19 protein-coding genes are annotated in these 20,082 nt (G+C 63.3%); 7 read left to right on the top strand and 12 right to left on the bottom strand.

Annotated features, from left to right (window positions below):
- Positions 1–81: 81 nt before the first annotated feature.
- The 4 genes from ACP7BZ_RS10690 to ACP7BZ_RS10675 all read left to right on the top strand — a co-directional run bounded on the left by ACP7BZ_RS10690 (position 82) and on the right by ACP7BZ_RS10675 (position 4,484).
- A complete protein-coding gene (locus ACP7BZ_RS10690) occupies positions 82–924 on the top strand; it encodes a ferritin-like domain-containing protein (RefSeq protein WP_426112858.1) in 843 nt (280 codons plus the stop codon).
- Between the two features lie 16 nt (positions 925–940).
- Positions 941–2,179, top strand: coding sequence for a cyanophycinase (locus ACP7BZ_RS10685; protein ID WP_426112856.1), 1,239 nt, complete (start codon positions 941–943; stop codon positions 2,177–2,179).
- Between the two features lie 322 nt (positions 2,180–2,501).
- Positions 2,502–2,891, top strand: coding sequence for a response regulator (locus tag ACP7BZ_RS10680; protein ID WP_426112854.1), 390 nt, complete (start codon positions 2,502–2,504; stop codon positions 2,889–2,891).
- Positions 2,892–2,966: 75 nt separating this feature from the next.
- Positions 2,967–4,484: a peptide MFS transporter gene (locus ACP7BZ_RS10675; RefSeq protein ID WP_426112852.1), complete on the top strand. Its 1,518-nt coding sequence runs from the start codon at positions 2,967–2,969 to the stop codon at positions 4,482–4,484.
- Between the two features lie 8 nt (positions 4,485–4,492).
- On the opposite strand, the gene ACP7BZ_RS10670 is transcribed toward ACP7BZ_RS10675, so the two are convergent.
- From ACP7BZ_RS10670 to cyoA, 7 genes are read right to left on the bottom strand one after another with little or no spacing between them, the layout of a single operon-like run.
- On the bottom strand, positions 4,493–5,029 hold the full coding sequence (locus tag ACP7BZ_RS10670; RefSeq protein WP_426112850.1) for a response regulator transcription factor: 537 nt from the start codon (positions 5,027–5,029) through the stop codon (positions 4,493–4,495).
- Entirely contained in the window at positions 5,019–6,281 is a 1,263-nt protein-coding gene (locus ACP7BZ_RS10665) for an ATP-binding protein (RefSeq protein WP_426113100.1), read from the bottom strand. The genes ACP7BZ_RS10670 and ACP7BZ_RS10665 overlap by 11 nt, the downstream gene beginning before the upstream one ends.
- A 56-nt stretch (positions 6,282–6,337) precedes the next feature.
- Positions 6,338–7,198, bottom strand: a complete 861-nt coding sequence (locus ACP7BZ_RS10660; protein ID WP_426112848.1) for an SURF1 family protein — start codon at positions 7,196–7,198, stop codon at positions 6,338–6,340.
- The gene (gene cyoD, locus ACP7BZ_RS10655) at positions 7,195–7,638 is read right to left on the bottom strand and encodes a cytochrome o ubiquinol oxidase subunit IV (RefSeq protein WP_426112846.1); all 444 of its coding nucleotides are present in this window, start codon (positions 7,636–7,638) and stop codon (positions 7,195–7,197) included. Before cyoD ends, ACP7BZ_RS10660 begins: the two co-directional genes overlap by 4 nt.
- Entirely contained in the window at positions 7,635–8,267 is a 633-nt protein-coding gene (cyoC, locus tag ACP7BZ_RS10650) for a cytochrome o ubiquinol oxidase subunit III (protein WP_426112844.1), read from the bottom strand. The genes cyoD and cyoC overlap by 4 nt, the downstream gene beginning before the upstream one ends.
- The gene (gene cyoB, locus ACP7BZ_RS10645; protein WP_426112842.1) at positions 8,260–10,254 is read right to left on the bottom strand and encodes a cytochrome o ubiquinol oxidase subunit I; all 1,995 of its coding nucleotides are present in this window, start codon (positions 10,252–10,254) and stop codon (positions 8,260–8,262) included. Before cyoB ends, cyoC begins: the two co-directional genes overlap by 8 nt.
- Entirely contained in the window at positions 10,254–11,174 is a 921-nt protein-coding gene (gene cyoA, locus ACP7BZ_RS10640) for a ubiquinol oxidase subunit II (protein ID WP_426113098.1), read from the bottom strand. Before cyoA ends, cyoB begins: the two co-directional genes overlap by 1 nt.
- 271 nt (positions 11,175–11,445) lie before the next feature.
- Here cyoA and ACP7BZ_RS10635 point away from each other — a divergent pair, with 271 nt between their 5' ends.
- Together ACP7BZ_RS10635 and ACP7BZ_RS10630 are read left to right on the top strand one after the other, a co-directional pair.
- Positions 11,446–12,789: an MFS transporter gene (locus ACP7BZ_RS10635; protein WP_426112840.1), complete on the top strand. Its 1,344-nt coding sequence runs from the start codon at positions 11,446–11,448 to the stop codon at positions 12,787–12,789.
- Positions 12,790–12,948: 159 nt separating this feature from the next.
- Positions 12,949–14,271 (top strand): glucoamylase family protein, encoded by a 1,323-nt coding sequence (locus ACP7BZ_RS10630; RefSeq protein ID WP_426112838.1) that lies wholly within the window; start codon positions 12,949–12,951, stop codon positions 14,269–14,271.
- 4 nt (positions 14,272–14,275) lie between these two features.
- Here ACP7BZ_RS10630 and ACP7BZ_RS10625 read toward each other — a convergent pair whose 3' ends face one another.
- A complete protein-coding gene (locus ACP7BZ_RS10625) occupies positions 14,276–14,584 on the bottom strand; it encodes a hypothetical protein (RefSeq protein ID WP_426112836.1) in 309 nt (102 codons plus the stop codon).
- A 183-nt stretch (positions 14,585–14,767) separates the two neighbouring features.
- On the opposite strand from ACP7BZ_RS10625, the gene ACP7BZ_RS10620 reads away from it, so the two are divergent.
- Entirely contained in the window at positions 14,768–14,938 is a 171-nt protein-coding gene (locus ACP7BZ_RS10620) for a hypothetical protein (protein WP_426112834.1), read from the top strand.
- Positions 14,939–14,998: 60 nt separating this feature from the next.
- On the opposite strand, the gene lpdA is transcribed toward ACP7BZ_RS10620, so the two are convergent.
- From lpdA to ACP7BZ_RS10600, 4 genes are read right to left on the bottom strand one after another with little or no spacing between them, the layout of a single operon-like run.
- On the bottom strand, positions 14,999–16,408 hold the full coding sequence (lpdA, locus tag ACP7BZ_RS10615; protein ID WP_426112832.1) for a dihydrolipoyl dehydrogenase: 1,410 nt from the start codon (positions 16,406–16,408) through the stop codon (positions 14,999–15,001).
- Between the two features lie 3 nt (positions 16,409–16,411).
- Positions 16,412–17,731: a dihydrolipoamide acetyltransferase family protein gene (locus tag ACP7BZ_RS10610; protein ID WP_426112830.1), complete on the bottom strand. Its 1,320-nt coding sequence runs from the start codon at positions 17,729–17,731 to the stop codon at positions 16,412–16,414.
- A gap of 2 nt (positions 17,732–17,733) precedes the next feature.
- Positions 17,734–18,738: an alpha-ketoacid dehydrogenase subunit beta gene (locus ACP7BZ_RS10605; RefSeq protein WP_426113096.1), complete on the bottom strand. Its 1,005-nt coding sequence runs from the start codon at positions 18,736–18,738 to the stop codon at positions 17,734–17,736.
- Between the two features lie 50 nt (positions 18,739–18,788).
- Positions 18,789–20,027: a 3-methyl-2-oxobutanoate dehydrogenase (2-methylpropanoyl-transferring) subunit alpha gene (locus ACP7BZ_RS10600; protein ID WP_426112828.1), complete on the bottom strand. Its 1,239-nt coding sequence runs from the start codon at positions 20,025–20,027 to the stop codon at positions 18,789–18,791.
- Positions 20,028–20,082: the final 55 nt, after the last annotated feature.

The raw sequence follows: 20,082 nt of genomic DNA, 5'->3' as shown, positions 1-20,082 counted from the left end.
TGCGTCCACCCTGTTTTCAGTTGCCGCTGGCGTGGGTTACACTGCCGCCTTTGCCTGCCGATCCAACCTGAAAGCCCCGCCATGAACGATGTCCTCGAGCTGCGCCGCGCCGCGCTGGAATGCCTGCTCGAAGCCGATCCCGCCGCCAAGGTCGCCGCCGTTGCCCGGCTGGCCGCCGCCGCCGCCGCGGTCGACAGCGATGCGGTGATCGATATGGACGGTGCGCTGGCCGCCGCCATTCCCGGCCGGCCGCGCCGGCCGCAACTGGTGGCGCCGCGTCTGGTGGGACGGCGCTCGATGGTCACTGTCGAGGGCCGTGCCATGCTGGTGCACGCGCTGGCCCATATCGAATTTAATGCCATGAACCTGGCGCTCGACGCCGTCGCCCGCTTCGCCGGCATGCCGCTGCGCTACTACCACGACTGGCTGGCAGTGGCGCTGGAAGAATCGGCTCACTATGCGATGCTGGTCGCCCATTTACAGGTGCAGGGCTACGCCTATGGCGACTTTGCCGCCCACGACAGCCTGTGGGAAATGGTCGATAAAACCCGTGGCGATGTCATGGCGCGCATGGCGCTGGTGCCGCGCACCCTCGAAGCGCGCGGCCTCGATGCGATTCCGCCGCTGCGCGCCAAGCTGGCACAGGCGGGCGACCTGGCCGCCGCCGCCATTCTCGACGTGATTTTGCGCGATGAAGTGGGCCACGTCGAAATCGGCAACCGCTGGTATGGCTATCTGTGCGGGCAGCGCGGCCTGGAGCCGGCAGCGACTTATGCGGCGCTCGCCGTGCAATATGCTGCGCCGGTGCTGCGCGGGCCATTTAATCTCGAAGCGCGCCGCCGCGCCGGCTTTAGCGAAGGCGAACTGGCGGCCATGCAGGCGGCGGCCACCTTCACCTCCACCTCATTGAATGTATCTAAGTAAACCTAAGGCAGATCGCATGACACCTCAACAGCCGCTGCAACGTCGACTTTTCTGGCCGGTCCGGCTGGCGCTGGCCGTGCTCCTGTGGAGCTGCGCCGCACTGGCGCTGGCCGATGGCAGCCTGGTTATCATCGGTGGCGCCTTGCGCGCCGATAATGCCGAAGTGTGGCAGCGCATCGTCACCCTGGCCGGCGGGCCGGACGCCCGCATTGCCGTGATCCCCGCAGCGGCCGGCAATCCGAACGGTTCTGGCGCGCGCCTGCTGCGCACCCTGGGCAGTTATGGTGCGGCTGGCTTCCTGCTGCCGCTCTCGCCCAAGTTGCCGGGCGACGTACGTCAGGCGGCCAACGACGCAGCGCTGGTGGCGCAGATCGATGGCGCGGGCGGCGTGTATTTTCTCGGTGGCGACCAGGCCCGCATCGTCGCCACCTTGCGCAACGCCGACGGCGCCAATTCGGCGGTGCTCGATGCCATCTGGCGCCTGTACCGGCGCGGCGGCGTCATCGCCGGCACCAGCGCCGGCGCCGCCATCATGAGTTCGACCATGTTCGATAATGCCGGTTCGGTGCTGTCGGTGCTGCAGCGCGGCGTTGTCGCCGGCGGCGTGATGGCGCCCGGCCTGGGTTTTATTGGCGACCAGGTGTTTGTCGACCAGCATCTGCTGGTGCGCGGCCGCTTTGCCCGCATGTTGCCGCTGATGCTGGAGCGCGGCTACCGGCGCGGCATTGGCGTCGACGAAAACACTGCGCTGGTGGTCGGTCCCGGGCGCGACGCCGAAGTGATTGGCTACAAGGGGGTGATCATGCTCGAACTGGACGGCGCCGAAGTCGATCGCACGGCGCCCGCCTTGAATGTCCGCAATGCCACCATCAGCTACCTCGACCATGGCGACCGCGTCAACCTGGCCTCGGGCGCGCTGACGCCGTCGGCCGACAAGGCGGGCGGCAAGGTCGACCCTGCCGCTCCCGACTACCGCGGTGCGCTGCTCTCGACCGATATTCTCGGCAACACCAGCGTGGTCGACCTGATGGCGCGCCTGATCGATAGCGACCAGCCGGTGGCGATCGGCCTGGCCTTCGCCGGGCCAGGCAGCGAGGCGGGCCCCGGCTTCGAATTTCGCTTCAGCCGCACGGCCGCCAGCAGTGGCTATGTCTCGGCCAGTTCGGAAGCGCTTTCGGTGTACCGGCTGCGGCTCGATGTGCGGCCGGTGGCCCTCAAGTGGCCCGACTATGCGCCCTGGCGCCCGCTTCCCTGAGCATGCAGTTTTTGCTGGCTATCCCATCTGATCGGTTTGGCAACGCACAGACGGCGCCCCTGCGATCGCCGATAGTCACTTGTGCAAGAGCCAGTTCGAACGGTCGACACATCGCCATGCGAGGGTGCCGTCCATAAAGCGGTGCAATGGATGCGGTGCAACAGCGTGGCGATGGCCAGAATATATCCTGGATGCAATTCATGGTAGAGTAGGTAATGCCGAGGCCCCCTCCGGGACCTTGCTGTCCAGGCCAAAACTCTGCCCTTCGTTCGACGATCGACCCGCCTGGCCGAACCCCTGGCCGACCTGATGCAGAGTTTATATGCCCGTTTCCTCACCTGCTAACCGCCTTTCCAACCGCCGCGTGCTGGTGATCGACGACAATGCCGATGCCGCCGACACCCTGGTGGCGATCCTTTCCCTGCTCGGTCACGATGCCGTCGCTGCCCATAACGGCGCTGACGGCCTGCGCGCCGCCGAACGGCAGCAGCCCGATGTGGTGTTCCTCGACCTCGGCATGCCGGGCATGGATGGCTTCGAGGTGGCGCGCGCCATGCGCCTGATCGCTGGCCTGGAAACGGTGCGCATCGTCGCCCTGACCGCCTGGCGCGACGACGCCACCCGCGCGCGCGCCAGGAGCGCCGGTTTCGATCGGCACCTGACCAAGCCAACCTCGATCGAAGTCATCGAAGAGATCATCGTCGAGAGTTGATTGCGGCCACGGCTATGCATGCTGGATAATGGTAAAAACCGTACTTAGCGGAATTTACTTTTAAGGCTGTCCCTCATGCACCAGAGCGTCACAACCATCCCCGCGGCGGCCGCCGTCACCCAGCGGCGGGCATTTTCTACCATCGCCCTGATCGAACTGTGGGAGCGCTTCGGCTACTACGGCATGCAGGCGCTGATCGTCTATTTCCTGGTGCAGCGGCTGGGCTTTGACGACAGCCGCGCCAACCTGGTGTGGAGCGCCTGCGCCGCCCTGATTTATGTCTCGCCCGCCATCGGTGGCTGGATCGGCGACAAGGTGCTGGGCACGCGCCGCACCATGTTCATCGGCGCCATCATCCTGGCGCTGGGCTACGCGCTGATGGCGGTGCCGACGCAAAACACCTGGTGCATTTTCTCGGCGCTCGGCGTGGTGGTGGTGGGCAATGGCCTGTTCAAGCCGAACACCGCCAACATGGTGCGCAAGATCTATGAAGGCGACGACTCGAAGATCGACAGCGCCTTTACCCTCTATTACATGGCCGTCAATGTGGGCTCGACCGTGTCGATGCTGGCCACGCCGATGATCAAGGATGCCGTCAATGGCCGTTATGGCGACGGCCTCGGCTGGAATGCGGCATTCGCCGTCTGCGCGGTCGGCCTGGTCATCGGCCTGCTCAATGTGGCGCTGTTTCGGCGCACCATCGGCCATATCGGTTCGGTGCCCGACCAGTTGCCGGTGCGCGTGGACAAGCTGCTGATGGTGCTGGCCGGTGGCGTGCTGGCAGTGGGGGCCGCCGCCGGCATTCTGCAATACCAGAGCGTGGCGCGGGCCTTTGTGTATCTTGCCGGCATGGTGGTGCTGGGCATTTTTATGCACCTGATCCGCAAAAGCGTGCCCAGCGAACGCGCCGGCCTGATCGCCGCCCTGGTGCTGACCTTGCAAACGGTATTTTTCTTTATTTTCTACCAGCAGATGTCGACCTCGCTGTCGCTGTTCGCCCTGCGCAATGTCGACCTTGAATTCGTCGTCCTCGGCAGTGCCCTGTGGACCTGGTCGCCGGGCCAGTTCCAGGCCCTCAATGCGATCTGGATCATGCTGCTCAGTCCCATCCTGGCGGCCGCCTACAGCGTCGCTGGCCGCAGCGGCAGCGACCTGTCGATCGCCGCCAAGTTCGCACTCGGCTTTGCAATGGTCGCGGTCGGCTTTTTTGTCTATAGCATCGCCGGCCAGTTTGCCATCGGCGGCAAGACCTCGTCGTGGGTGATGATCATCGGCTACGGCTGCTATTCGCTGGGGGAATTGCTGGTATCGGGACTGGGACTGGCGATGATCGCCCGCTACGTGCCGGCGCGCATGGGTGGCTTCATGATGGGCGCGTATTTTGTCGCCGTCGGCATTTCGCAGTACTTGGGTGGGGTGGTGGCCAACTATGCCAGCGTGCCGCGCGACATGGTCGACCCGCTGCTGACGCTGCCGATTTATACCAGCCTGTTTAACAAGCTGGGTTTCGGCGCCATCGCCTGCACCTGTATTGCACTGGCGGCCTTGCCGCTGATGCGGCGGCTCACTGCCACCCACCATTCGCACGCCTGAGCCTGGCCCTATTTGACGCGCTGCTTCTCCAGCTTGCGCGCCAGCGTGCGGCGGTGCATGCCGAGCCGCCGGGCCGCTTCCGAAATATTAAAATCGGTTTCCGCCAGCACGCCGTGAATGGTTTCCCATTCGAGCGTCTTGATCGAGGTGGCGCGCTCGCCCAGCTGGTGGTCGACATTGCCGGCCAGGTGGCCGAAGGCGGCCTCGATGTCATCGGTGTTGGAGGGCTTGGCCAGGTACTGGCAGGCACCGAGCTTGATCGCCTCGACGGCAGTGCCGATGCTGGCAAAGCCGGTCAGCACGACGATCAGCATGTCGGGGTCGTGTTCGTGCAGCATCTGTACGCACGCCAGGCCGGACGAGTGGCTGGCCAGCTTTAAATCGACGACGGCAAAGCGCGGCTGGTAGTGCAGCAGGCGTTCTTTCGCCTCGTCATAGCTGGCCGCGTGCACCACCGAATAGCCGCGCCGCTCGAACGATTTGCCGAGGGTGCGGGCAAAGGCGGCGTCATCTTCAACAATGATCAGGCTGCGATCAACTTGCATGGCGATCTTCCAGGGCAATGGCCGACATGGGCAGGGTCAGCTTGACGGCGGCGCCGCCGGTCGGGCGGTTGCTGGCGGCCACGCTGCCGCCCAGGGTGCGTGCCACGTTGACGACCAAAAACAGGCCAAGGCCGCGGCCCGGCTGGCCCTTGGTCGATTGGTACGGTTTGCCAAACTGTACCAGCATGGCGGGCGCGAAGCCGGGACCGGCGTCGAGCACTTCGAGCACCAGCTCGTCGCCGGCGTCTCCCTGCGCGCTGCGGCTGGCCACCAGCCGCAGCCAGCGCGGTGAGGCTTCGAGCGCATTGTCGAGCACGTTGGCGATCATCTGTTTGAGCGTGGAGTCCGACACCACGGCTATATCTTCGTCGATCTGGTTATCGTACTCGAAATGGAGCAGGGTGCGGCTGGCGCGCCATTCGGCCACCATATCGTCGAGAAACACCTTGATGGTGGTCTTCACCGACGACTCGCCGCGCGCTTCGCCGGCCGACATCAGGATGCCGGAGACTATCGTCTTGCAGCGCTGGATCTGCACTTGCATTTCGCTGATTTCGGCAAACAGTTCGGGATTGTCGCGAAACTCCGGCATGCGCCGCCAGTCGCCCAGGATCACCGCCAGGGTCGCCAGCGGCGTGCCCAGTTCATGGGCGGCGCCCGAGGCGAGCAGGCCCATGCGCACGATATGTTCTTCTTCGGCGGCGCGCTGGCGCAGGTCGGCGAGAGCGGCGTCACCGGTGCGGACGTTTTGGGTGATGCGGGTAATGAACACCACCAGCAGGGCGGCGTTGACAATAAAGCTGATGAAGATGCCTTCGACATACAGGCTCGACATGCCCTGGGCGTAATCGAACGGTAGCGTCAACGGCTGGGCGAAGGCCGCCAGGATCACCGCGCAGACGCCGGTGATGGCGACGATGGTCCAGCTCGACCACGGTTGCAGCAGCACCGCTGCCAGGATCACCTGCAGCATGTACAGAAAGACGAAAGGGTTGGCCATGCCGCCCGACAGGTACAACTGGGCAGTCAGGCTAAAGACGTCGACCAGCAGGGCCAGGAACAGCTGGTTGTTGTCGACCACCCGCTGTTCGTGCCAGCGCAGGTGACTGAAAATATTAAAGCCGATCAGGCAGGCCAGCACGCGCAGCATGTCGGCCACCGGCAAATTAATGCCGAGCAGCAGGGTGGCCGTGGCAATGGTGGTGATCTGGCCGATCACCGCGATCCAGCGCAACTGGATCAGCTGTTGCATGTTGCGGTAGCCGGCCGCCGTTTCCGGTGCCGGCGCGCTAACGGCCGCGCCGGCGTTCACGGGTGATCCTGCCGCTCTGGCTGGGGTTGTGGCCGCGGGCGCCGCAGCAACAACCAGATGCCGCCGGCCGACATCAGCGCCAGGGCAAACCAGGTCAAGGCGTAGACCAGGTGGTTGTTATTAAAGGCCAGCACGGTCAGGCCACCGACCGGGTGGTCGGTGGCGCGCGTGCCCGATTCCGTCATTTGCGCAACACGCACAGCGTCGGCAATCTCGGCCAGTTCAGCCGGGCTCGCTTCACGGTCGATAAAATACGGTGCCACGGGCGGCAACTGGCGCGCGCTGGCAATTGCAGCAACATCGCGCGAGTACCAGCGTTCACCGGCCGGGTCGTTGTGGCGCAGATACCCGCCACCCACTTCGGGCAGGCGCAGCAGGCCGACCACGGTGGTGACCGGGGTTGCGCCCGGCAAACAGGGGCTCGCCGGCACCGGCGCACGCAGCGGCCGTGGCCGCGACGGCGCCACAAAGCCCTGGTTGACCAGCACAATGGCGCCCTCGGTCGTGCAAAATGGTGTCATCAGCCAGAAGCCGCTACCGTAATCGGTATTGGCTTGCACCAGCGCATCGGCGCCAACCAGGTAATGGCCCTGTACCGACACGTGGCGGTATTCATCGGCAGCCTTTGACACCTGCGCCCACGCCGATGGCGGCGGCGCCGCCACCGCAGGGGCGTGCACGCGCTGTCCCACCCGTTCGATCAGATCGAGTTTCCATTGCAGCCGCAAAAATTGCCAGGTACCGAGGGCGCAAAAGCCGAGGCAGACGATGATGGCAAAGGTGGCGGCGAGCCACCTTACCATCGGAGAACGCACGGTGGAACGGGGCGCGCTGACGGCGCCCGCGGGGTGCATCATGGAGTGTGTTTGCTCATGTCGTTCATCGGCGCAGTCTGCATCATGTCAGACGTCGGCTCGGCCATCATCATGCCAGGCATCATGTTCTGGTTCATATTGTGCATGACCCAGATGGAGCCGGACAGCATGATTCCAACCAGCATCACGGTAAACAGCATGGCCAGCATCGACCAGCCCTGTTCGACCTTCGAGTTCATGTGCAGGAAGTAAATCATGTGAACGACGATCTGCACCGCTGCCAGACCGAGCAGTACCAGCCCCAGCGTGCTGGAATTCTTGATGACCCCGGCCATCACCAGGTAAAACGGGATGGCAGTGAGGATGACCGCCAGCACGAAGCCGGTGATGTAGCCGTTCAGGGTCGAGTGCGGAACGGCACTGCCGTGGTCGTCATGGCCATGGCCATGGCCATGGTCGTGGTTGTCTTTATGCGCGCTCATGGCAGCACTCCCATCAGGTAGACAAAGGTGAAGACGCCGATCCAGACGACGTCCAGGAAGTGCCAGAACATCGACAGGCACATCAGGCGGCGGATATTTTCCGGGGTCAGGCCGTGCTTGTTCAACTGCAGCACCAGGGTGATCAGCCAGACGATACCGAAGGTCACGTGCAGACCGTGGGTGGCGACCAGCGAGAAGAAGGCAGTCAGGAAACCGCTGCGCTGGGGACCGGCGCCTTCATGGAACAGGTGGATGAACTCATACAGTTCGAGGCCGATGAAGCCGGCGCCGAGCAGGCCGGTGATGGCGAGCCAGCCCATCACCGCTTTGATCTTGCTCTTTTGCATGGCGAGCATGGCAAAGCCATAGGTGATCGACGACAGCAGCAGCAGCGAGGTGTTCACTGCCACCAGTGGCAGGTCGAACAGCTCGGCGCCAGTGGGGCCGCCCGCATAGCTGCGGCCCAGCACCGCGTAGGCGGCGAACAGACAGGCGAAGATCAGGCAATCGCTCATCAGGTACATCCAGAAGCCCAGCAGCGTGCTGTTCTCCGGATGGTGGTGCGTGACGTAAAAGCGTGCGCTTTGGTCGCCGCCAGCGGCGGCAGGGGAAGTAGTCAGATCAGGCATGGCTATCGATCAAAAGGGAACGGGCGTTTTCCGTGCGCAAAACTTCAGCAGCAGGGATGTAGTAATCACGCTTGTAGTTGAACGTATGGATGATGATGGCCAGCACGGTCGCGACCAGGCCAACCGCCGCCAGCCACCAGATTTGCCAGACGATGGCAAAGCCGACCAGGAAGGACAGGGCGGCGATGACAAAGCCGGCGCCGGTGTTCTTTGGCATGTGGATGTCGACGAAACCGTCGCGTGGACGCTGGTAGCCGAGCGCCTTCATGTCAGCCCAAGTGTCATTGTCGTAGACACGCGGGGTGAACGCAAAGTTGTAGTCTGGCGGTGGCGACGACGTCGACCATTCCAGCGTACGGCCATTCCATGGGTCGCCAGTGACGTCACGGTTTTGCTCGCGGCGCAGGTAGCTGACAATGAACTGCATGATCATCGAAGCGACACCGATGGCGACAAAGACGGCGCCGATGGCAGCGATGATGAACCAGATTTGCAGCGATTTGTCATCGAAGTGGCTCATGCGGCGGGTCACACCCATCAGGCCCAGCACGTACAGCGGCATGAAGGCGAGGTAGAAGCCGATGGTCCAGAACCAGAATGCCATCTTGCCCCAGAACACATCGAGCTTGTAGCCAAACGCTTTCGGGAACCAGAACTGGACCCCGGCAAACACGCCGAACACCACGCCGCCAATGATCACGTTGTGGAAGTGGGCGATCAGGAACAGCGAATTGTGCAGCACGAAGTCAGCCGCCGGCACTGCCAGCATCACGCCGGTCATGCCACCGATGACGAAGGTGATCATGAAGGCGATGGTCCACATCATCGGCAGCTCGTAGCGAATACGGCCGTGGTACATGGTGAACAACCAGTTGAAAATCTTCGCCCCGGTCGGGATCGAGATGATCATCGTGGTGATGCCGAAGAACGAGTTGACCGACGCTCCCGAGCCCATGGTGAAGAAGTGGTGCAGCCATACCAGGTACGACAGGATGGTGATGACGACGGTGGCGTACACCATCGAGGTGTAACCGAACAGGCGCTTGCTGGAGAAGGTGGCGACGATCTCCGAGAAAATGCCGAACACCGGCAGCACCAGGATGTACACCTCGGGGTGGCCCCAGATCCAGATCAGGTTCACATACATCATGGCATTGCCGCCCATGTCGTTGGTGAAGAAGTGGGTACCGACGGTGCGGTCCATCGACAGCATGGCCAGCACGGCGGTCAGCACCGGGAAGGCGCAGATGATCAGCACGTTGGTGCACAGCGCGGTCCAGGTAAAGATCGGCATTTTCATCATGGTCATGCCGGGCGCGCGCATCTTGACGATGGTGGCCACCAGGTTGACCCCGGATAGCAGCGTGCCGACCCCGGCAATCTGCAGGGACCATATGTAATAGTCGACCCCCACATCCGGACTCGAGATGATGCCCGACAGCGGCGGATAGGCGAGCCAGCCGGTCTTGGCGAATTCACCGATGAACAGCGAGGCCATGGTCAGGCCGCCACCGAACGTGGTCATCCAGAACGAGAAATTGTTCAGGAATGGGAAGGCGACGTCACGGGCACCGATTTGCAGTGGCACCATGTAGTTCATCAGGCCAGTCACGAAGGGCATGGCGACGAAGAAAATCATGATCACGCCGTGGGCCGTGAAGACCTGGTCGTAGTGGTGCGGCGGCAAAAAGCCGGGGTTGTCGCCGAACGACATCGCTTGTTGGGCACGCATCATCAGGGCGTCGGCAAAGCCGCGCAGCAGCATGATAAAGCCCAGCACCATGTACATGATGCCGATTTTCTTGTGGTCGATACTGGTGACCCAGTCGCGCCAGAAGGGACCCCACAGACGGAATTTGGTCATCAGGGCAAGGAAGGCGAAGCCGCCGATGCCGACCATGGCGAAGGTGGCGAGTAGGATCGGCTCGTGTAAGGGAATGGAATCCCAAGAAAGCCGTCCCAGCAGCAGAGAGGTAGGTTGTTGCATTAGTTTGTCTTCACTGGGTTAGTTGGCGTGGTGCAAATTTCTGCTTTGCTGGCAACGGCCAGCTGGTGTTCCGCGGTGGCGCCAGGGTGACGGTGGGCGTCAGCGTGCATTTGCTGGGTCATGCAAATGCTGCCCGGCTCCACACAACGGTTGACGACTGCGTCGAATAAATGTGTTTCTACACTGTTGTAATACTGCACGGCTGCCTTGGTGGTGGGTTTCTCCAGCGCCAGGTAGGCCGTGCGGTCGAGCGTGCCGGCGCCTGCCTTGACCTTGGCGGCCCAGGCGTTAAAGCCGGCTTGGTCCAGCGAGTGCAGCTTGAAACGCATGTCGGAGAAACCGGCGCCGCTGTAGTTGGCCGAGAAGCCGTCGTAGACGCCGGTCTTGTTCATCACCGCATGCAGGGTGGTCTGCATCGACGGCATGGCATAGATCTGGCCGGCCATGGCGGGGATGTAGAACGAGTTCATGACGGTCGACGCCGAGATCTTGAAGCGCACCGGTACGTCGATTGGCAAGGCCAGTTCATTGACCGTCGCGATGCCCAGCTCCGGGTAGATGAACAGCCATTTCCAGTCGAGCGCGACGACTTCCACTTCGAGCACCTTGGTAGTGGCGGTGATCGGGCGGGCGGCGTCGAGCCGGCTCAGCGGCCGGTAGGGGTCGAGCACGTGGGTACTGATCCAGGTGATCAAGCCGAGCGCGATGATGATTAGCAGCGGCGCGCCCCAGATCACCAGCTCGAGCCGGGTCGAATGGTCCCACTCCGGCTTGTACGGTGCACTGGTGTTGCCCTGGCGATAGCGCCATGCAAAAATAACAATGAGTGCAATCACCGGTACGATGATCAGCAACATCAGGGCGACTGACACGACAATCAAATTGGCCTGTTGATTGGCGATGTCACCCGCCGGATTCATGACGATGGTGTTGCAGGCGGCCAGCGAAAAGGCGGGCAGCAGCAACAGTGCGCGACGTGCGAGTCTTGGTATCGAGCGTGGTATCGAGCTTGTAATCATGCGAGTGGTTGCTAAAGGGAGTGAGCGGAAGTTGCCACTGTACCCTTTTTGGGTTGTCCTTGCGATAGGACAAATTGTCCTAATTTTCTTGCGCGCGCACCGAATCCGCTATCCTGTATTTAACCTAACAAGTATAGTAATCAAACCAAACACGCCCTCAGGAGACAAAAAGATGTCCACAATCAATACCCCGCAGGGTGCCGTGACTGCCCTCCATCCGGTGCCGCACCAGATCGAGCGCAACGATCACGATGACCATTCCCTGATTTCCCCCGGCGAAATCGCCGTCGGCGTGGTAATTGGCCGCGCCTCCGAGTATTTTGACTTTTTCGTCTACGCCATTGCCTCGGTGCTGGTGTTTCCCGCCGTGTTTTTCCCGTTCGTCGATCCCCTCCAGGGTACCCTGTACGCGTTTGCCGTGTTCGCGCTGGCATTTATTGCCCGTCCGATCGGCACCGCCATTTCGATGGCCGTGCAGCGCCGCATGGGGCGCGAAGCCAAACTGACCGGCGCCCTGCTGCTGCTGGGCGTGTCCACCTGCGGTATCGCGCTGCTGCCAACCTATGCGCAGCAGGGCAGCACCGCCATTTTCCTGCTCGCCGTGTTGCGCGTCGGCCAGGGTCTGGCGCTGGGCGGTTCGTGGGACGGCCTGCCGTCGCTGTTGGCGTTGAACGCGCCGCCTGAACGGCGCGGCTGGTACGCCATGCTCGGTCAGCTCGGTGCGCCCGTGGGCTTCGTCATCGCCGCTGGCGTGTTCTGGTACCTGTTGTCCAACATCGCCATGAAAGACTTCCTCGACTGGGGCTGGCGTTATCCGTTCTACACGGCGTTTGCCATCAACGTGGTGGCGCTGTTTGCCCGCCTGCGTCTGGTTGCAACCAATGAGTATTCACACTTGCTGGAAGAGCGCGAGCTGCAGCCCACCGAGTTTGGCGAGTTGTCGCGCTCGCAGGGTCGCAACGTCGTCATTGGCGCCCTGGCCGCGCTGGCCAGCTATGCGCTGTTCCACGTTGTCACGGTGTTCCCGCTGTCGTGGATCCGGCTGTTTTCGCCCCGCTCGGTCACCGACTTTCTCGAAGTGCAGATGATGGGTGCGGGCCTGGCCGCGGCGGGTATCGTGGTCTCCGGACTGATTGCCGACAAGGTCGGCCGGCGCACCACGCTCGGTTCGCTGGCGGTCCTGATCGCCGTCTTCAGCTTCTTCGTGCCATCGATGATGAGCGGTGGCGACTCCGGTGAAAACACCTTCGTGCTGATCGGCTTTTTGCTGCTCGGTCTGTCGTATGGCCAGGCCGCCGGCGCGGTCACCTCGAATTTCCCCACGCGCTTCCGTTATTCGGGCGCTGCCTATACCTCCGATCTGTCGTGGCTGGTCGGTGCCGGTTTCGCACCGCTGGTGGCACTGGGGCTGGCGTCGCACTTCGGACTGGTGTACGTGGGCCTGTACCTGCTGTCGGGCGCGGCCTGTTCGCTGGGCGCACTGAGTCTGAATCGGGCGCTCGACATTCGCGATTAAATGGTTGATCGCGATCGCGATCTTCACCGGGGCCGGTGGCCTCCACCGTTCGCTGGCGAACGGTGGAGGCCACCGGCCTTTGCTATGTTGGAGCATTGATATACCAAACATAGATAAACGCCGCGATGCCCACCTGCCATCTGCTGCCCTGGGGACGCCATGCCTTTTGACACCTGCCACGACGAATTGCTCACCAGCCTGCAGCAGGAATCATTCGCCTACTTCCTGGTAGAGGCGAATGAGGCCAACGGCCTGGTGCGTGACAAAACGGCGCCCGACTGGCCGGCCAGCATTGCCGCCGTCGGCCTGGCGCTGACCATTTACCCCATCGGCGTTGAGCGCGGCATGATGGCGCGCGAGCATGCGCGTGCGCGCACCCTGACCACCCTGCGTTTTTTTGCCGGCAGCTGCCAAGGCAGGGGACTGAAAGACACGGGCTATCAGGGCTTCTATTACCATTTCCTCGACATGGAAACGGGAGAGCGCGCCTTTGACAGCGAACTGTCGAGCGTCGATACGGCGCTGCTGATGGCGGGCATGCTCACCGCCGCGGCCTATTTTACGGGCGACGATGGGGCCGAACGGGAAATCCGCCAGCTGGCCGACCAGCTGTACCGGCGCGTCGACTGGCACTGGATGCTGGCGCAAAACAGCGACGACGGCGCCTTGCTCTGTCACGGCTGGAAGCCCCGCAGCGGCTTTTTGAAGTACCACTGGAAGGGTTACGACGAGGCGTTGATCCTGTATATCCTCGCGCTCGGTTCGCCCACGCATCCGATTGCTCCCGCCAGCTACAGCGCCTGGCTGGACGGCTACCGCTGGGAAAGCGCGTATGGCATCGACTACCTGTATGCGGGGCCCCTGTTCATTCACCAGTTGCCGCACGTGTGGATCGATTTCCGCGGCATCCAGGACCGCTACATGGCTGCGCGCGGCATCGATTATTTTGAAAACAGCCGCCGCGCCACCCATGTGCAGCAGCGCTACGCCATCGACAACCCGCGCAAATTCGGCCGCTATGGCCAATTTTGCTGGGGCATCACCGCCAGCGATGGCCCCGGCCCCGCGCGCCAGACGCACGCCGGCGTGCGCCGGGTCTTCTATGATTACATCGCCCGCGGCGTGCCCTGGGGGCCGGACGATGGCACGCTGGCGCCGTGGGCGGTGGTGGCCTCGCTACCGTTCGCGCCGGAAATCGTCATGCCGACCATCGCAGCGTTTTGCAAGTTGCACCTGCGTGAAGTGAACCCTTACGGCTTCAAGGCCTCGTTTTCCGCTACCTTCAGGCACGATGCTGCCGGCGATGATATTGGCTGGGTATCGCCCTACCACTTCGGCATCAACGAGGGGCCCACGGTGGTCATGATCGACAACCACCGCAACGGCTTGATCTGGACATTGATGCGAGCCTGCCCGTACGTGCAGGCCGGGCTGCGCCAGGCGGGTTTTCGCGGCGGCTGGCTGGACGCACCTGCCAGCTAATGGCTCAGACGGGGCTGCTGCGCTTGAGCGGGCGGTCGGCCAGCGCTTCGCCGATGCGGTACTTGCGGCGGCGGTCGCCCAGCAGCTGGCGCAGGTCGCCGATGCCAAGTCCGGTCACTTCATGCACGCGGATCAGCAACGGCGCGCCGACTGCCAGCCGGCGGTGGCGGATTTTGCTCAGCAGGGGTGGCTCGACGCCCAGCATGCGGCACAGGGCAGCATCATTCTTGGCGCGCAGGCGCATGGCCAGCTGGTCGATAAAATGGTTGGGGTCATAGTCTGCCGGTAAGGTGAAGCTGATGTCCTGATCCATGTTGCCTCCGCAGAAAGCTTAAAGGTACTCCTGGCCACTGCAGAGTACAACAGTTCTTGTAAATATTATACGTAATGGGCACATCGACCGGTCGTGAAGCTGTGTGCGTTGCCACACCCAAAATGGCCGCCACCGGCGTTAAGCTGGTGCCTTGATCGTATGCATCACCGAAGGGAGCACACCATGCCAGCAGGAGCAAGCCAGAAGCGCGAACGCGAGTTCAAGGAGATCGAGGCGAAGTTAAAGCGCGAAGGGCGCTATCCGGGACGCGAAGAGGAGGTGGCGGCGCGGATTGTTAACAAGCAGCGGGCCGACAGTGGCGAGACCAAGGCGCCGGCAAAGCCGGTGAAGTAGGCAAGGGCCCAGGCATCGCAACGGGGCCAGGCACTTGCAATGCCAGTCCCCGGCGCATTTTTAAATATGCAGCGCGTGACCCAGCGCGCGCAGCGCCGCTTCCTGCACCGCTTCACCGAGGGTCGGATGGGCGTGGATGGTGCCGCCGACGTCTTCGAGCAGGGCGCCCAGTTCGATCGATTGCGAAAACGCCGTCGACAGTTCCGATACGCCGCGACCCACTGCTTGCCAGCCGACAATCAGGTGATTGTCTTTTCTGGCCACCACCCGCACAAAGCCATCGGTACTCTCGATGGTCATGGCGCGGCCATTGGCGGCGAACGGGAAGCTGGCGACGATGCAATCGAGGCCGGCCGCCTGCGCTTGCGGCGGCGTCAAGCCCACCACCACCACTTCGGGGTCGGTAAAGCACACCGCTGGCATCGCGGCCGGCATGAAGTGGCGCTTTTTGCCGGCGATGATGTCGGCCACCATTTCGCCCTGCGCCATGGCGCGGTGCGCCAGCATCGGCTCGCCCGCCAGGTCGCCAATCGCCCACACATTGCGCATCGAGGTGCGACACTGGTCGTCGATCTTGATCGCGCCGCCGTTCATGTCGAGCAGCAGCGACGCCAGGCCCCAGCCGGCCGTGTTGGGCTTGCGCCCCACCGCCACCAGCACGCGGTCGGCGTCGATCGCCGATTCTTCGCCCTCGGCGTCGCGCACCCGCACGGCCTGGCCGTCGTGCGACAGGCCCAGCACGCTGGTGTTCAAGCGCAGTTCGATACCCAGATGGGCCAGCGCAGTGGCCACCGGCCGCACCAGTTCCGCGTCGTAGGCCGGCAGTACGCGGTCCTGCGCCTCGACCACGGTCACCTCCACCCCCAGCTTGCGGTAGGCAGTGCCCAGTTCCAGGCCGATGTAACCTGCGCCGACCACTACCATGCGGCGCGGCAGCGTGGCCGGCGAGAGCGCTTCGGTGGCCGACACCACCGAACCGCCAAACGGCATGAAGGGCAGCTCGAGCGCTTTCGAACCGGTCGCCAGCAGCAGGTGCTCGCAGCTGATCCGCAGTGGCGTGTCGTCGCCGTCGTCGCCATCTTCGATCACGTCGACGGTTTTGCCATCGATGATGGTGGCCCAGCCTTTGATCACTTGCACGCCGTGCTTCTTGAGCAAGGCGCCGACGCCGCCAGTCAAGCGCTTGACGATGCCATCCTTCCAGGCGACGGTGCGGGCGATATCGATGGCGGGTGCTTCGGCGCTGATGCCGAGGGCCGAACCGCCGGCGTACTGGCGCACCTTGTCGAATTCCTCGGCGGCGTGAATCAGCGCCTTGGAGGGAATGCAGCCAACGTTCAGGCAGGTGCCGCCCAGTCGTTCAGCCTCGACGACGATGGTGGGGATGCCCAGTTGACCGGCACGGATGGCAGCGACGTAGCCGCCAGGACCGCCGCCGATGATGAGCAGGGTGGTTGATTGATTGCGCATGCTTTACTCCACGAACAGGGTGGCCGGGCATTCGAGATAGCCGCGGATCGCCTGGATGAACTGGGCCGCCACCATGCCGTCGACGACCCGGTGATCGAAGGAAGACGACAGATTCATCATCTTGCGAATCGCAATCTGGCCATCGCGCACCATCGGCCGCTCGACCATCTTGTTGACGCCGACGATGGCCACTTCGGGCGCATTGATGACGGGGGTGGTGACGATGCCGCCCAACGCACCGAGGCTGGTGATGGTAATCGTCGAGCCCGAGAGCTCTTCACGCAGCGCCTTGCCGCTGCGCGCAGCGTCGGCCAGCCGCGCCACTTCGGCGGCGTTCGACCACGGGTCGCGCGCCTCGGCGTTTTTCACCACCGGCACCATCAGGCCGGGCTCGGTCTGGGTGGCGATGCCGATGTGGATGGCATCGAAGCGGGTGACGATGCCGGCGTCGTCGTCGTACCTGGCATTGACGGTGGGGTAGCGGCGCGCCGCCAGCACCACCGCGCGCATCAGCAGCGGCAGCAGGGTTAATTTGCCGCGCTCCTTGCCATGTCTGGCGTTGAGCTGGGCGCGCAGGGCTTCCACTTCGGTGACGTCGATTTCTTCGACATAGCTAAAGTGCGGGATGCGCCGCTTGGCGTCCTGCATTTTCTCGGCGATTTTGCGGCGCAGGCCGATCACCGGCACTGCGTGTTCGCCATGACGCTGGGCGTAGCGCTGGTCGCTGCCGCCGCCACTACCATTGCCGCGCTGGGCGGCATAGGCGTCGAGGTCAGCGTGGGTGATGCGCCCGGCCGGGCCGCTGCCATGGACGAACTGCAGTTCGATACCGAGGTCCCAGGCGCGCTGGCGCACGGCGGGCGGCGCCAGCGGTTTTTCACCGTGGGCGCGCAGCGGCGCACTGGCAGCCGATGGCTGCCTGACGACCGGTGTCGCTGCCGCCACTTGCACCGGCGCGGCCGCTTTGGCGACGGCTGCTGCGGCAGCAGCGGGAACCGGCGTGGCGGCAGCAGGGACGGCAGCAGCAGCGACGGCAGCTGCACGCGCCGGCGCCTTGGCCGACAGGTGCGCATTGCCTTCGCCTTCAACTTCCAGGCGGATCAGTTCTGCGCCCACGGCCAGCGCCTGGCCCAGCGCGCCGCCGAGGGCGGTGACGGTGCCATGCACGGGCGAGGGAATTTCGACGGTCGCCTTGTCCGTCATGACGTCGGCCAGCACCTGGTCTTCGACGATGGTGTCGCCCACCTTGACACGCCAGGCCACCACTTCGACTTCGGCGATGCCTTCGCCCAGGTCGGGCATTTTAATAATATGTACGCCCATCGTTATGCTCCCATCGCGCGTTTAAATGCCGCCCCGACCCGGTCGGGTCCAGGAAAATATGCCCATTCCTGGGCATGCGGATAGGGCGTGTCCCAACCGGCGACACGTTCGATGGGTGCTTCGAGTTCATAGAAGCAGTGCTCCTGAACGAGCGCCGTCAGTTCGGCGCCAAAGCCCGAGGTGCGCGTCGCTTCGTGGACGACGACGCAGCGGCCGGTCTTCTTGACTGAATTGACGATGGTGTCGAGGTCGAGCGGCCAGATCGAGCGCAGGTCGATGATCTCGGCATCGATGCCAGTTTCGTTGGCGGCCGCTTCGGCGACAAATACCATGGTGCCGTAGGTGATGACGGTGAGCGCACTGCCTTCGCGGAAGATCGAGGCTTTATCCAGCGGCACCGTGTAATAACCTTGCGGCACTTCACCCATCGGGTGCTTCGACCACGGCACCACCGGCTGGTCGTGGTGGCCGTCGAACGGGCCGTTATATAAACGCTTGGGCTCGAGGAAAATGACGGGGTCGTCGTTTTCGATCGAGGCGATCAGCAGACCCTTGGCATCGTAGGGATTCGATGGCATCACCGTGCGCAGGCCGCAGACGTGGGTGAACATCGCTTCCGGGCTCTGGCTGTGGGTCTGGCCGCCGTAGATGCCGCCGCCGCAGGGCATGCGGATGACCATCGAGGCGGTAAATTCGCCGGCCGAGCGGTAGCGCAGGCGCGCCGCTTCGGAGACGATCTGGTCGGAGGCTGGATAAAAATAATCGGCAAACTGGATTTCGACCACGGGGCGCAGGCCGTAGGCGGCCATGCCGACCGCGGTGCCGACGATGCCGCCTTCGGAAATGGGGGCGTCGAACACGCGCGATTTGCCGTACTTTACTTGCAAGCCATCGGTGCAGCGGAACACGCCGCCGAAGTAGCCGACGTCCTGGCCGTAGATGACCACATTCGGGTCGCGTTCGAGCATGACGTCCATGGCCGAGCGCAGCGCCTGGATCATGGTCATCGGCGCGGTGTTGCTATCGTTGCTATCGGTATCGTTATTGCGCTTCACGCTCACACTCCCAGTTCTTGGCGTTGACGGCGCAGGTGCTCGGGCATCTCTTTATAGACGTCCTCGAACATCGATGCGGCGCTCGGCACCCGGCCGTTGGCCAGCGTGCCGAAAGTTTCGGCTTCTTTTTGGGCGGCGATGATGTCCGTTTCCAGGCTCGCTTCGAGGTCAATGTGTTCGTCGTCCGACCACAGACCACGCTTGGTCAAATGGCGACGCAGGCGCACGATCGGGTCGCCCAGCGGGAAGTGGCTCCAGTCGTCGGCCGGCCGGTACTTGGAAGGGTCGTCCGAGGTCGAGTGGGGGCCGGCGCGGTAGGTCACCCATTCGATCAGGGTCGGCCCCAGATTGCTGCGGGCCCGTTCGGCGGCCCATTTCGAGGCGGCATACACGGCCAGGAAATCGTTGCCGTCGACCCGCAGCGAAGCGATGCCGCTGCCGACGCCGCGCGCGGCGAAGGTGACGCTCTCGCCGCCGGCGATGGCCTGAAAGCTGGAGATGGCCCACTGGTTGTTGACGACGTTGAGAATCACCGGCGCCTTGTAGACGTTGGCGAAGGTCAGCGCGGTATTGAAATCCGATTCGGCGGTGGCGCCGTCGCCGATCCAGGCCGAAGCGATTTTGGTGTCGCCCTTGATGGCCGAGGCCATGGCCCAGCCGACGGCTTGGACGAACTGGGTCGCCAGGTTGCCGGAAATGGTGAAGAAGCCCGCCTGGCGCACCGAGTACATCACCGGCAGCTGGCGCCCCTTCATGGGATCGCGTTCGTTCGACAGCAGCTGGCAAATCATGTCGACCATCGACACTTCATTGGCCATCAACAGGCTTTGCTGGCGATAGGTCGGAAAATTCATGTCGCCGGCGCGCAGGGCCAGCGCGTGGGCGGTGCCGATTGCTTCTTCGCCCAGCGAGGTCATATAGAACGACATTTTCTTCTGGCGCTGGGCGATGACCATGCGGGCGTCGAAGATCCGCGTTTTCATCATGGTGCGCAGGCCGAAGCGCAGCAGCTCGGTGTCGCTCTCGGCGTCCGCTGCCCACGGGCCGACAGCATTGCCATCGTCGTCGAGCACGCGAATGAGGGTGTTGGCCAGATCGGCGGTGTCACCATAGGCGACATCGATCGGCGGCTTGCGCACGGAACCGGCAGGGTTCAGACGCAGGTACGAAAAATCAGTTTGACAACCAGGTCGGCCGGTGGGCTCTGGTACGTGCAGTGTCAGAGGATTGCTCTGGCTCATAATTACTTCCCCTTTGTAAGGTGATGCGCGCCCGAAGGATAGCAAAGTCTGAGCC

Origin of the sequence: Massilia sp. PWRC2, assembly GCF_049896725.1 — a bacterium.
Taxonomy (GTDB): Bacteria; Pseudomonadota; Gammaproteobacteria; order Burkholderiales; family Burkholderiaceae_D; genus JAFCUW01.
Note: the sequence above shows the minus strand (reverse complement) of the source record. Positions and strands in the feature narration are given on the sequence as shown.